Origin of the sequence: Pseudomonas petrae, assembly GCF_021728295.1 — a bacterium.
In the GTDB taxonomy this organism is placed as follows: Bacteria; Pseudomonadota; Gammaproteobacteria; order Pseudomonadales; family Pseudomonadaceae; genus Aquipseudomonas; species Aquipseudomonas petrae.
Genome location: NZ_JAKJXE010000026.1, coordinates 1 through 11,789 on the forward strand (window position 1 = coordinate 1; position 11,789 = coordinate 11,789).

Below are 11,789 nucleotides of genomic sequence, written 5' to 3' on the forward strand. Positions count from 1 at the left end.
GGCAACAACGGCGCCATGCCGAAAAGCTTCACTTCCTTGGTGTGCGACTCATGGGACCGCAATGCTTCCAGGTAATTTTGCTGGCGGGTTTCCGGGGCGCGACGCTGAAACAGGCGGAAGGCATTACAAGGGCCGGGAAGTCGCCCAGACAAGGCCGACCGCCCTGCCGCTTTGGGTTGAAAATGCAGTCAAACGATTGAACAACGGCATTAAAGGCGCAGGCTCCGGGTTGGCGGTGACGGGGGATTGTAGCGGCTCGTTCGGCACGCTTCGCCGGTCTTGTTGGTAGCCATCTGGATAATCAGGGGCGATTCAGGCTTTACATAGAACTACACCCCCACTCAATTAGAGCGGCGTAACCGTGCAAAGAGACCTGAGCTACGGCTGTATCGGAAGTAGGAACCCGCAGACATTGGCCCAGTCCAACTGCACAACAAACCAGCATGGGCACATGACAGTGTTATCAACCGTTTTAGTGGTGGAAGATGACTGGCTCATTCGCAGTTTGATCCATGAAATTTTAGAGACGGAAGGCTTCGAGGTCGTAACAGCAGAGACGGGCGACGACGCTTGGGACTGGTTGTGCGAGACCTCAGGAGGGGCAGATCTCATACTGTCCGACATCCATATGCCGGGTGGGCTGAGTGGTATTGGGCTGGCAAATCGTGTGCAAGCGCATTGGCCCCGCATCCCTGTGATCTTGTCCTCCGGAGGACGAGGTCAACAAATCCTGGAGTCTGGATATGCTCCACTGTTCATCCCTAAACCTTGGCATTCCCAAGACATAGGCACCATTTGTCGGCGCGCATTAGCCTTGGCAATTAACCGAGAGTGATCCTGCCTGGCCCATGGCGGGCAGATGATCAGGCAGGAATGATCGAGATCTTGCCGTTTCGCTCGAGGATCGCGTACTTGATCTGCTCCACTCGTTCGAAGCCCTGCTCTATTCTTGCGGCCTCCAGGATGTCGTCTTCCTGAATACGGGCCTCGTGCATGCGATGTCGCAGGAAAGCGCCGTTTTCAACAATGATCGTCGGCCCCCCATCGATCAGCTTGGCCAAGCGTTTGGAGCGTCGCTTGACGAGGGAAAGCCCGATGTCGATCACCATCAACGTCACAATGACCAGAACCGCATTGGTCACGGAGAAGTCATCGCCCAGCAGCGCTTGCTGGGTGGCTTCGCCAATGACCATCAGCAGCACGAAATCAAACGACGTCAGCTCGCCCAATGATCGTCTGCCCGATATCTTGAAGAGCACCATCAGTGCCAGATAAATCGCGCCCGCGCGTAATACGGCATCCATTGAGCACCTATGGGTAAATGAACTGAGTGACTGGAATCTGGCCGCCGCCCACGACACTGATCTGACTTTTAAACAGCCCCATGCCGTTGCTGCGCCATGAGATAAAGAGCGTGACGTGCCCGCTCTTGTCGGTGGGGAAAGTAAGACTCAAACCTTGGGGACTGCCCATGGAGCTGACCGGCTGCGGCTGGATAGACTCGATGCTGAAGCCATCCAGCATAGGCTTGCCAATGGACAGCGTGACCTCTTTGCCCGGCTGCCCCGTGGCCTGAACGATCATTGGATTGGTCCCGCCCGCTCGGTGGAAACGCTCGTACTGCACCGTCAGGTCACCCTGCACACTCACCGATTCGAGCGTGCTGAGCGGGCCTCTGGAAAACAAGCCGAGCAATGTCAGGATGACAACCGCCGTCAGCACATACCAGCCAACCCTCTGGAACTTCCAGACTTTGCGCTGCAGCGCAATGTCCTCCGCAACGGGGTGGTCGCGGTCCTGCATTTCCTGCTCTAAGAGGCTCATACGCATCACTCGTCGGGACTAGCGATGTGACCGCTTTGATCTGTGTGAAGTTCTGGTGCGGTGAGCGTGTGCTGCTGATTTCGTGGGGCATTTTTAGACGCTGAACTCATCTTGAAATTTAGCGCTTCGATCAGGCTAGCGGCTGCTTTGGGAGAGATAAGGGGACGGATTTATCTGACCTGGAAAATAAATCCGTCCCCTATTCGAAAGATATTGACGATCAGCCCACGGGCATCGCCATCCTGCGCCGCAACAACCGCCTGCCCACCGCTTGCCCTCGGCCCGGTCGGCAGCACCGACGCTCGGTATCTTGATTCAACCTGGACTCAGCTCGATCCGAGAGCGCTACTCAATCACGACCAACGCAACCACCGCGGCCCCATTGCAGCACCGATTAACGTCGGCACCAGCATCCCCAGAAAATACCAGATACCCCAGAACGGTACGGCCATTTCAGGACAGTGCAGGCAGTAGGCAAGAGTCGCCAGGGAGCTGGCGAGCAGGCCGCCGCAGGCGCCGGCAAGCTTCGGCCGGGTCGGCGCCAGGCCACGCAAGGCCCAGAACACCGCAATAAAGCCTGGTACAGAGAGCAAGGTGATACTGAAGGCGCACACTTTCCAGGTTGTGCCCAAGACCAGGGCCACTCGCTCGTCTGCAGGTGCTACAGCCAGCCCGTAAAGCGTGCCGACCCAGATCGCCGCCACCCCCAGGGTGACCCATAGTTTGCCGCCACCGGCACTCATGCCGGGGCGAGCCAGGCGCGTCACCATCAACAATGCGCCCAGCATCAGGCTCAGGGGAAAGGCAATCTTGGCCCAGAAAATAGGGGTCGTCGCCACTTCGGCCAGATCAGGCCGTACGCCAAAGCGCAGCATGACCACCAACAGAGCCCCCACACCGCCAATCAGAATCGCCAGGCTGAAGCGCTTGGCGATCGCCTTGGGATCAACGGGTTCGACCCCGGTGGAGAGCATGGAAACAAGATCGTCTGTGTTCATCATTTACCTCTGATCATGGCCGCCAGGGCCTTGAGCCCGCGATGCACGCCAATCTTTACCGCAGACTCGGAAAGCCCGGTCAACTGCGCCGTCTGCGCAACGGAAAGCCCTTCGAGCTTGACGTGCATGATTGGCAGCCGCTGCTTGTCCGGCAGCTCTTCGAGCAACTTGTCCAGATCGCGACTCGCCTGAGCCGGTTCCAGACAGGGCTCGGCAAATAGCTCCTCGGCGTCATCAATGGAATCGTTGAGCCCATCGTGCCGCGAGCGGGAACGATAGAAATCGGCCAGTTTGTAGCGCGCAATGGCAAACACCCAGGCCGTCAACGGCTGATCAGATTGATAGGTCTGACGGCCGTTATGCACCGCCAGCAGAATCTCTTGCAGCAGATCCTCTATTTCATCTGGCTGACGCAGCAGCCGTGCCCTGAGAAAACCACGCAGGTGCGTGCTCAACTCCCGCAGGAAACGCGCGTAGTCAGCCTGATTGCCCTTGAGCCCTGACAGGAAGAGCGTCTGAAGATCGATCTCTCGCCTGCGCAACGATTCATTATGTGTAGTTCGGTCCATCAATCGCCCTGGTTACACAACAGTTAAAAATTTTTTAATTGTTCTTCTCATCAAGTGCATTGCAAGCGCGCACTGACTGAACGCAGGAGGGCAGTGAACTGAGAAACCCCGCACGGCGCAAATTTTTTCACGATATTTCAAATATTTTTTCGATCGCTGTAACCGGTTGGCGTTTCGCGACGAATTACTTCCCGGATCGCAAGCAAAGCGAACGATTCGCTGAACTGCCGACCAACTACTTGAATCCTCGGAGAAACACCATGAAAACTTTGAATATCGCCGCTATCGCAATCGCCCTGTCTTCCGTTGCTGCCGGTTCAGTCATGGCGGCCGAAAAACCAGCGGCCATGGAGAAGTGCTACGGCGTTTCCATGGCTGGCAAGAACGATTGCAAAGCAGGCGCAGGCACCACATGTGCTGGTACCTCGAAGACGGACTATCAGGCCAACTCGTGGAAAAACGTTCCGGCCGGCACTTGCACCTCGATCAAGACGCCAAACGGCCACGGTACTCTGGAAGCCATGTAACCCGCCACATCAAGGGACGCGTCAATCATGAAAACTTCCCAAAAGATGGGTGCCGGACTTGGCCTCAAGGCAGAGCATTACGAGCACGCACTCGATTGCACCGCCAGCGGCCTGTGGTTTGAAGTCCATCCGGAAAATTACATGGTTGACGGCGGCCCCCGCCTGGCCTGGCTTGAAGCGATTGGCAGCCAGCACCCGCTGTCACTGCACGGTGTGTCCCTGTCCCTGGCGGCCGATTGCCCGCCCGACATGGCCCACTTGCAACGGCTCAAGGTGCTTGCCGATCGCGTTCAACCGACCCTGATGTCGGAACACTTGGCCTGGTCAACCTGGCGAGGCCAGTACCACCCCGACCTGATGCCGTTTCCGCGCTCCCATGAAGCGCTGCAACGGATCGTCGACAACATTGATTGCACCCAGAACATCCTCGGGCGCCGGATTGCGATTGAAAATCCAACCCACTATTTAAAGCTCGACGGCCATGACTGGAGCGAGCTCGACTTCCTCACCGAGCTAAGCGACAGAACCGGTTGCGGGCTGCTGCTGGACGTGAACAACGTCTTTATCAGCGCGCATAACCAAGACTTCAACGCCGCCGGTTATCTGGATGCCTTCCCGGCCCATGCGGTCATGGAAATCCATCTGGCCGGTCACACCCCTGACCCTGGCGACTCGAGCCTGCTGATCGATTCCCACGACAGCCCCGTCAGCGACGCGGTCTGGTCCCTTTATCAACGCTTGATCAAGCGCATCGGCCCACGCCCGACGCTCATTGAACGCGATGACCAGATTCCCGCTTTCGATGAGTTGATTATCGAACGCAATCGGGCCCAGAGCGTCTTGGACACCCACCGACACCTGCAACGGGAGACTGCATAATGAATCTGTCACTGGCCGGTTTTCAGGACGCTTTTATCAGCGCCTTGTATGGCAAGGACCCCGAAAGCTTGCCGGTACTGACTGAGCAATCGGGATTTCTGGTGTATCGCAACACCGTGATGAAAGGCGCCAGTGATGCCCTCTTGGCGAATTTTCCTACCGTGGAGCGTCTGGTAGGCACCGAATGGTTGCAAGCCGCTGCGGCGCGCTATGTCCGCCAATTCCCGCCTACCGATGCGCGGTTGCTTAATTACGGCAAAGGCTTCCCGGACTTTCTTGACGCTTTCGAGCACGCCCGGGACCTGCCTTACCTTGGCAATGTGGCGCGCATCGATCTGCTGTGGAATGAAGCCCATGGCGCTAAAGACGAACCCGCCCTTGATGTCACCGCCTTTGCAGCCATCGAGCCGGAGCTGTTGGCCAGCGTGAGGCTCAAATTGCGCGCCACAGCACGCTGGAAATGGTTCGCGGAACAACCCGCCTACACCCTCTGGCGATGCAATCGCGAACAGATCGACGTACCTGCCGAACTGGATTGGGTCAGCGAAGGCGTTTTGATCAGCCGCAGCACCACGTTCATTGCCTGGTATCCGTTGAGCATTGGCGAATGTGCCTTTCTGGACGCCTGCGCAGCCAATTTGCCCCTGGAGGATGCTGCCGAATACGCAACCCGCGCTGAACCAGAGTTGGACCTGATGAACATGCTCAGCCGTCTGATCGCTGCCAACGTATTTGCCGCTCAATAAGCATTGGAGAACATCATGAATGTGCCTCGCCTGCTCAATCTCTGGAACAGCCTCGCCGACCGTATGTTTCACCTGATCAGCGATTCCACCTTGGCATTGGTGGCCCGGATTTCGATTGCCGCGATCTTTATCATGTCCGGTCGGACCAAGGTCGAGGGCTTTTTAACCATCACTGACAGCACTTACGAGCTGTTCCGCACTGAGTACAACTTGCCGTTAATCTCTCCGGAACTGGCTGCCCATCTCTCAGCCTATGCCGAACATCTGTTCCCAGTGCTACTGATTCTCGGTCTATTCAGTCGTTTGTCGGCCCTGGCCCTGCTGGGCATGACGCTGGTAATCGAGATATTTGTCTACCCCGATGCGTGGCCGACCCATTTGTCCTGGATCGGACTACTGCTGATTATCATAGCCAAGGGTGCCGGTACACTTTCTCTGGATAGACGATTCGGAATTCGATGACTTGAAACAAACGCAACGATTTTAATCGTTTAGATAGATGCCTGAGTTCTCTATAACTGCGGAGTCATCATGCTGATCAAGATCCCCTCCACATCCGATTGCAAAGAGTCGGATGTCACACCCGAATCCCTTTACCTCTCGCGTCGAGCATTGCTCGGCAGCTCACTTGCAGGACTTGCCGTCAGTGCAATGCCCCGTTGGGCACAAGCCGAAGAAGCCTCCCGCTACGCTGACGTCGAGGCGGGCGCTGCACCTGACTGGTTCAAGGGCAAATTGCCTGCGACGAAGTGGCAGGCCGTGACCGTCAAAGACGAGACGATCACGCCGTTCAAGGACGCGACCCACTACAACAATTTCTACGAGTTCGGCACGGACAAGGGCGATCCTGCGCAAAACGCCGGCTCCCTGAAAACCGAGCCCTGGAGCGTGGTCATCGACGGGGAGGTCGGCAAGCCTGGCCGCTACGCGCTTGAAGACTTCATGAAGCCTTATCAGCTGGAAGAGCGTATCTATCGTCTGCGCTGTGTAGAGGCGTGGTCGATGGTGATTCCGTGGTTGGGGTTCCCGATCTCCGAGCTGCTCAAGCAGGTTGAACCGACGGCGAACGCCAAATACATCCGCTTCGAAACCCTGCAAGACCCAAAGACGATGCCTGGTCAGCGTTCCGGTTTTGCGTTGATCGACTGGCCTTATGTAGAAGGGCTGCGCCTGGATGAGGCGATGAACCCGCTCGCGATTCTGGCGGTGGGCATGTATGGGCGGGAGCTGCCCAATCAGAACGGCGCGCCGTTGCGTCTGGTGGTGCCTTGGAAATACGGCTTTAAAAGCGTGAAGTCCATCGTGCGCATCAGCCTGACGAGCGACCAACCCAAGACCACCTGGCAGAGCATCGCGGCAAACGAGTATGGGTTTTATGCCAATGTGAACCCGACTGTTGACCACCCACGCTGGACCCAGGCACACGAGCGGCGTCTGCCTAGCGGGCTGTTCAGCCCGAATATTCGCCAGACTGAGATGTTCAACGGGTATGGGGAGCAAGTTGCTTCTCTTTATACAGGCCTGGATCTACGGAAAAACTATTGATGCGCTTCATTTACTGGCGACTGTCCGTGTTCGCGGCTGCAGCTTTAGTCCCCATGTATTGGCTCTACCAGGCGTGGATTTTTGCTTTGGGGCCTGATCCCGGAAAAGTGCTTGTTGATCGCTTGGGGCTAGGCACATTGACCCTGCTTTTGATCACGCTGGCGATGACCCCATTGCAGCGCACGACGCGCTGGCCCGGATGGATCGCTGTTCGCCGGCAGTTGGGGCTATGGTGTTTCGCCTATGTGTCGCTGCACATGCTGGGCTACGGCTTCTTTATCCTGGGTTTCGACTGGGCGCAATTGGGCGAGGAACTGGTCAAGCGGCCCTACATTATTGTCGGCGCTTTAGGATTTCTTGGATTGATGGCCCTGGCAGTCACGTCCAATCGCTACAGCCAGCGCCGCTTGGGAAGGCGCTGGAAGAAGCTTCATCGGCTCAGTTACCTGATTCTGGGACTGGGTTTGCTGCATATGCTGTGGATCGTGCGAGCGGATCTGAAGGAGTGGGCCATCTATGCAGCCATAGGTGTACTCCTCTTGACGCTCAGAATTCCTGCCATTGCTCGACGAATTCAGCGTGGTCAAACAGGACGCAGCACCATTGTCACAAAAGTGTGACGGCAGATACGGAGTTAACCCACTTGCCGGTGAATCGCTGCCCACGCTACCTGACTAACGGGAGCATTTGGCCAGTGGCCGTTAGTCTTCGCCAGCGAGGCTGGCTTCTAAGGTTTCATCAGCGCGGACAGTGATCCGCCTTCTAGCCCTTTGCCTTTAACTCCACCAGCTTCTGCATCACGCCCGCCGCGGTCTGTTCGCCCATCAGTTGCTCGCGCACTTTGCCCTTGTCGTCGATGATGTAGGTCACCGGCAGGGCTTCGCTTTTCGGCAGGTCGTAGTGTTCGGCCGGGTCTTGGGCCAATACGGTAAAGGTGATGCCCAGCGCCTTGCTTGCGCTTTTCAGGTCTTCGCCCTGAAGGTTGTCGAAGTTGACGCCGAACACGCTGACGTTCTGGCCTTTCACCTGCTCGGACAAGTTATTCAGTTCGGGAATTTCGGTCCGGCACGGGCCGCACCATTCGGCCCAGTAATTGACGACCAGCCAGTGCTTGTCGACGCGGCTGCTGGCGACTTTATCGCCATTCTGATCCGTGCCCAGGTCCACGCCGCACCCGCTGAGCAACATACTTCCGATAAGTGCCGCTGCCGCTGCCAATCGCCTTGCCATGATGCTGTTTCCTTCTGGATGCTCTTTCTTTCTAGAGAGACGCGACGCCGATTGTGCATCGCTCGCGGCGTGTTACCGGTCGTTACCGTGACGCAGGTAGAATAGCCGCCACCTCAGGCAAGATGCGACCGCAAATGACCGATCTCACGCTTTATCACAACCCGCGTTGCAGCAAATCCCGTGGCGCGCTGGAATTGCTTGAAGCCCGCGGCCTGACGCCGACCATCATTCATTACCTCGAGACCCCGCCCGACGCCGCGCAACTGCGCGACCTGCTGGCCAAGCTGAACATCGGCGCCCGCGGGCTGCTGCGCACCGGTGAAGACCAGTACAAGACCCTGAACCTCGCCGACACCAGCCTGAGCGACGAGCAGCTGATCGCCGCCATGGCGGCCCATCCCAAGTTGATCGAACGCCCCATTCTCGTCGTCGGCGACAAGGCTGTGATTGGTCGTCCGCCGGAAAACATTCTGGAGATCCTGCCATGAGCGCGCCGTACATTCTGGTTCTGTTTTACAGCCGTAACGGCGCCACCGCGGAGATGGCGCGTCAGATCGCCCGTGGTGTCGAGATGACCGGCATGGAGGCGCGCCTGCGCACGGTGCCGGCGGTGTCTACCGACTGCGAAGCTGTGGCGCCGAGCATTCCGGACGCCGGCGCCTTGTACGCCACCCTCGACGACCTGAAAAACTGCGCGGGCCTGGCCCTGGGCAGCCCGACGCGCTTCGGGAATATGGCCGCGCCGCTGAAGTACTTTCTCGACGGCACCAGCAACCTGTGGCTGACCGGCGCACTGGTGGGCAAGCCGGCCAGTGTGTTCACCTCCACCGCCAGCCTGCACGGCGGCCAGGAAACCACGTTGTTGTCGATGCTGTTGCCCTTGCTGCACCACGGCATGCTCATCAGCGGCCTGCCCTACAGCGAAGCGGCACTAATCGAAACCCGTGGCGGCGGCACGCCTTACGGCGCCAGTCATCACGCCGGCGCCGACGGCAAACGCACGCTGGATGAACACGAAACGGCGTTGTGTCGCGCGCTGGGTCAGCGTCTGGCGAAGACTGCGCTATTGCTTGATCCGTCGCGGGGCTAGATAGCCCTAAGCGTTGCTCGCGCTCGATTGCTGGAACCCCTTGCTCGAACGGGGTCGAATGCACGGTTGCCTGCGGGGCGCGCCTGGTTTGGCGCCGCATCTGGACGGCGGCGTTGTGTCAGGTCCATATGCGGTGTCTGACACACCGTTCGCGGGCAAGCGCGCTCCTACAGTGATCGGCGTCTCGCCGGGAAATCCGGGTGAATTGAAACCCGAGCATGAATTTTGTTTTGGAGAGGGCATGCAAGACTACAAATGGCTCCATGAATACTGTCTCAACCGCTTTGGTTCCGCCGCCGCCCTTGAGGCGCATCTGCCGACCCCCGCTACGACTAAAAAACTGAAAGCCCTCAGCGACGACCGTTACCTGTCAACCATGGCGCTGCGGGTGTTTCGTGCCGGCCTCAAGCACAGCCTGGTGGACGCCAAATGGCCGGCCTTCGAGCAGGCCTTCTTCGGCTTCGATCCGGAAAAGGTCACGCTGATGGGCGGCGATCATCTTGAACGCCTGATGCAGGACGCGCGGATCATCCGGCACTTGGGCAAGCTCAAGAGCGTGCCCCGCAATGCTCAGCTGATCCTCGACATTGCTCACGAACACGGCAGCTTCGGCAACTTCATCGCCGAGTGGCCGGTCACCGATATCGTCGGGTTGTGGCGTTACCTGTTCAAGCACGGCAATCAGATGGGCGGGCTGTCGTCGCCGCGCTTCCTGCGCATGGTTGGCAAGGACACCTTCATCCCCAGCAATGACGTGGTCGCCGCGCTCAATGCGCAGAAGATCGTCGACCGCGTGCCCAGCAGCCAGCGCGATCAGGCGGCAGTGCAAGCGGCGTTCAATCAGTGGCACGCGGAAAGCGGCCGGCCGATGTGTCAGCTGTCGATGATGCTGTCGTACACCGCGAACCACTGACCAATTCTTTGCGGGACTTAAAAGACACAGCGCGTAACAAATCGGAGGTCGTATACAATATTCGGCATTCGCCATTGCCGAGCCATTCGCGTGCCTTTTCTTCTTCCAGACGCCCCCAACCTCGGTGTCGCGCCCTCCGCGTCCGAGGTGATTGCCAAGTACCTGCGCGAGTCGATTATTTCCGGCCAGTTCGCCGAGGACGAGCCGATTCGTCAGGACGACATCGCCCGCGTGTTCAACGTCAGCAAGATCCCCGTACGTGAAGCGCTCAAGCGTCTGGAAGCCGAAGGGCTGGTGCAGTTCCAGCGCAACAAGGGTGCCGTGGTCACGCGGATTTCCGAGCCGGAGCTGGCGCAGATTTTCGAAGTGAGGGTGCTGCTGGAAGTGCAAGCCATTCGCCTCGCCGTGCCGCGAATGACCGCTGCTCAGCTGGATCGGGCCCGGGCCATCTGTGACGAGTTCATGTGCGATGACGACATCGGGCGCTGGGCCGAGCTGAACTGGGCTTTCCACACCTGCCTGTATGAAGCGGCGCAGCGGCCGTTTTTGCTGAACATGATTCGCTCGATCCACGACAAGGTAGAGCGCTACCTGCGCGTGCAGATGAGTTTCGACGAAGGCAAAGAGCGCGCCGACCTGGAACACCGCGAGATCCTCAAGGCCTGTGCCGATCGTGACGTGGACAAAGCCGCCGAACTGATCGAGCACCACATCATCGGCGTCTGCCGAACCCTCTACGCCCACCTGCCCCACGCGGTTCTCAGCGAGATCTGATCGACTGGCGACTGTGCCGATTTCGTCATTGACGACGGTGAAATCGGTCAAGACCCCAAGCGTCATTCGCGGCACTCTGGCCTGGAGAGTGACTGCTGCGCGCCGCTTTCTGTCGGCCCGGTTGTATAGCGCTTCGTGTAGGACCGGCTGAACAGCACTTTGTGTGGGACCGGCTTTAGCCGGGAAGAGGCCAGTATGAACACCGCAAATATCGCAGCGTGACGACCGACGCCTTCCCGGCTGAAGCCGGTCCTACCAGGGATCGTCGTAGCCAGTTCCATCGGGTGTACGCAGCACTTTGTGTGGGACCGGCTTTAGCCGGGAAGAGGCCGGTGTGAACACTGCAAATATTGCAGCGTAACCACCGACGCCTTCCCGGCTGAAGCCGGTCCTACAGGGATCGTGGTAGCCAGTTCCATCGGGTGTACGCAGCGCTTTGTGTGGGACCGGCTGAGCAGCGCTTTTTGTGGGACCGGCTTCAGCCGGGAAGAGGCCGGTGTGAACACTGCAAATATTGCAGCGTGACGACCGACGCCTTCCCGGCTAAAGCCGGTCCTACAGGGATCGTGGTAGCCAGTTCCATCGGGTGTACGCAGCACTTTGTGTGGGACCGGCTGAGCAGCGCTTTTTGTGGGACCGGCTTTAGCCGGGAAGAGGCCGGTGTGAAGACCGCAAATATTGCAGCGTGACGACC

At 58.4% G+C, this 11,789-nt stretch carries 17 protein-coding genes; 12 read left to right on the forward strand and 5 right to left on the reverse strand.

Annotated features, from left to right (window positions below):
- Together L4G42_RS25755 and L4G42_RS26500 are read left to right on the forward strand one after the other, a co-directional pair.
- The coding region (locus L4G42_RS25755; protein WP_237261395.1) for a hypothetical protein at positions 1-200 on the forward strand (200 nt) is incomplete at its 5' end.
- A gap of 251 nt (positions 201-451) precedes the next feature.
- A complete protein-coding gene (locus tag L4G42_RS26500) occupies positions 452-835 on the forward strand; it encodes a response regulator (protein ID WP_419789410.1) in 384 nt (127 codons plus the stop codon).
- Between the two features lie 28 nt (positions 836-863).
- On the opposite strand, the gene L4G42_RS25760 is transcribed toward L4G42_RS26500, so the two are convergent.
- From L4G42_RS25760 to L4G42_RS25775, 4 genes are all read right to left on the reverse strand, one after another.
- Positions 864-1,304: a DUF421 domain-containing protein gene (locus L4G42_RS25760; protein WP_237253660.1), complete on the reverse strand. Its 441-nt coding sequence runs from the start codon at positions 1,302-1,304 to the stop codon at positions 864-866.
- A gap of 7 nt (positions 1,305-1,311) precedes the next feature.
- Positions 1,312-1,824, reverse strand: a complete 513-nt coding sequence (locus L4G42_RS25765; RefSeq protein WP_237253661.1) for a hypothetical protein — start codon at positions 1,822-1,824, stop codon at positions 1,312-1,314.
- A gap of 353 nt (positions 1,825-2,177) precedes the next feature.
- Positions 2,178-2,822, reverse strand: coding sequence for a DUF1109 domain-containing protein (locus tag L4G42_RS25770; protein WP_237253683.1), 645 nt, complete (start codon positions 2,820-2,822; stop codon positions 2,178-2,180).
- The gene (locus L4G42_RS25775) at positions 2,822-3,391 is read right to left on the reverse strand and encodes a sigma-70 family RNA polymerase sigma factor (protein ID WP_237253662.1); all 570 of its coding nucleotides are present in this window, start codon (positions 3,389-3,391) and stop codon (positions 2,822-2,824) included. Before L4G42_RS25775 ends, L4G42_RS25770 begins: the two co-directional genes overlap by 1 nt.
- 260 nt (positions 3,392-3,651) lie before the next feature.
- Between L4G42_RS25775 and L4G42_RS25780 the strand changes: the two genes are divergently transcribed.
- The 6 genes from L4G42_RS25780 (at position 3,652) to msrQ (ending at position 7,708) form a co-directional block, all read left to right on the forward strand.
- Positions 3,652-3,918 carry a BufA1 family periplasmic bufferin-type metallophore gene (locus L4G42_RS25780; protein WP_237253663.1) on the forward strand — a complete coding sequence of 89 codons (267 nt, stop codon included), beginning with the start codon at positions 3,652-3,654 and terminating at the stop codon, positions 3,916-3,918.
- A 27-nt stretch (positions 3,919-3,945) separates the two neighbouring features.
- Positions 3,946-4,797, forward strand: coding sequence for an MNIO family bufferin maturase (bufB, locus tag L4G42_RS25785; RefSeq protein WP_237253664.1), 852 nt, complete (start codon positions 3,946-3,948; stop codon positions 4,795-4,797).
- Positions 4,797-5,543: an HvfC/BufC N-terminal domain-containing protein gene (locus L4G42_RS25790; protein ID WP_237260037.1), complete on the forward strand. Its 747-nt coding sequence runs from the start codon at positions 4,797-4,799 to the stop codon at positions 5,541-5,543. The genes bufB and L4G42_RS25790 overlap by 1 nt, the downstream gene beginning before the upstream one ends.
- A 15-nt stretch (positions 5,544-5,558) precedes the next feature.
- Positions 5,559-6,005, forward strand: coding sequence for a DoxX family protein (locus L4G42_RS25795; RefSeq protein ID WP_237253666.1), 447 nt, complete (start codon positions 5,559-5,561; stop codon positions 6,003-6,005).
- A gap of 69 nt (positions 6,006-6,074) precedes the next feature.
- A complete protein-coding gene (msrP, locus tag L4G42_RS25800) occupies positions 6,075-7,088 on the forward strand; it encodes a protein-methionine-sulfoxide reductase catalytic subunit MsrP (RefSeq protein ID WP_237253667.1) in 1,014 nt (337 codons plus the stop codon).
- Positions 7,088-7,708: a protein-methionine-sulfoxide reductase heme-binding subunit MsrQ gene (gene msrQ / locus L4G42_RS25805; RefSeq protein WP_237261393.1), complete on the forward strand. Its 621-nt coding sequence runs from the start codon at positions 7,088-7,090 to the stop codon at positions 7,706-7,708. Before msrP ends, msrQ begins: the two co-directional genes overlap by 1 nt.
- 142 nt (positions 7,709-7,850) lie before the next feature.
- Here msrQ and L4G42_RS25810 read toward each other — a convergent pair whose 3' ends face one another.
- Positions 7,851-8,318 (reverse strand): TlpA family protein disulfide reductase, encoded by a 468-nt coding sequence (locus tag L4G42_RS25810; RefSeq protein ID WP_237253669.1) that lies wholly within the window; start codon positions 8,316-8,318, stop codon positions 7,851-7,853.
- A 134-nt stretch (positions 8,319-8,452) separates the two neighbouring features.
- Here L4G42_RS25810 and arsC point away from each other — a divergent pair, with 134 nt between their 5' ends.
- The 4 genes from arsC to L4G42_RS25830 all read left to right on the forward strand — a co-directional run bounded on the left by arsC (position 8,453) and on the right by L4G42_RS25830 (position 11,095).
- On the forward strand, positions 8,453-8,806 hold the full coding sequence (gene arsC / locus L4G42_RS25815; RefSeq protein ID WP_237253670.1) for an arsenate reductase (glutaredoxin): 354 nt from the start codon (positions 8,453-8,455) through the stop codon (positions 8,804-8,806).
- Complete coding sequence (gene wrbA, locus L4G42_RS25820) at positions 8,803-9,408, forward strand: NAD(P)H:quinone oxidoreductase (RefSeq protein ID WP_237253671.1); 606 nt, start codon at positions 8,803-8,805, stop codon at positions 9,406-9,408. The genes arsC and wrbA overlap by 4 nt, the downstream gene beginning before the upstream one ends.
- A gap of 241 nt (positions 9,409-9,649) precedes the next feature.
- On the forward strand, positions 9,650-10,321 hold the full coding sequence (locus L4G42_RS25825; protein ID WP_237253672.1) for a DNA-3-methyladenine glycosylase I: 672 nt from the start codon (positions 9,650-9,652) through the stop codon (positions 10,319-10,321).
- Between the two features lie 90 nt (positions 10,322-10,411).
- Positions 10,412-11,095, forward strand: coding sequence for a GntR family transcriptional regulator (locus tag L4G42_RS25830; protein ID WP_237253673.1), 684 nt, complete (start codon positions 10,412-10,414; stop codon positions 11,093-11,095).
- The last annotated feature ends 694 nt before the right edge of the window (positions 11,096-11,789 follow it).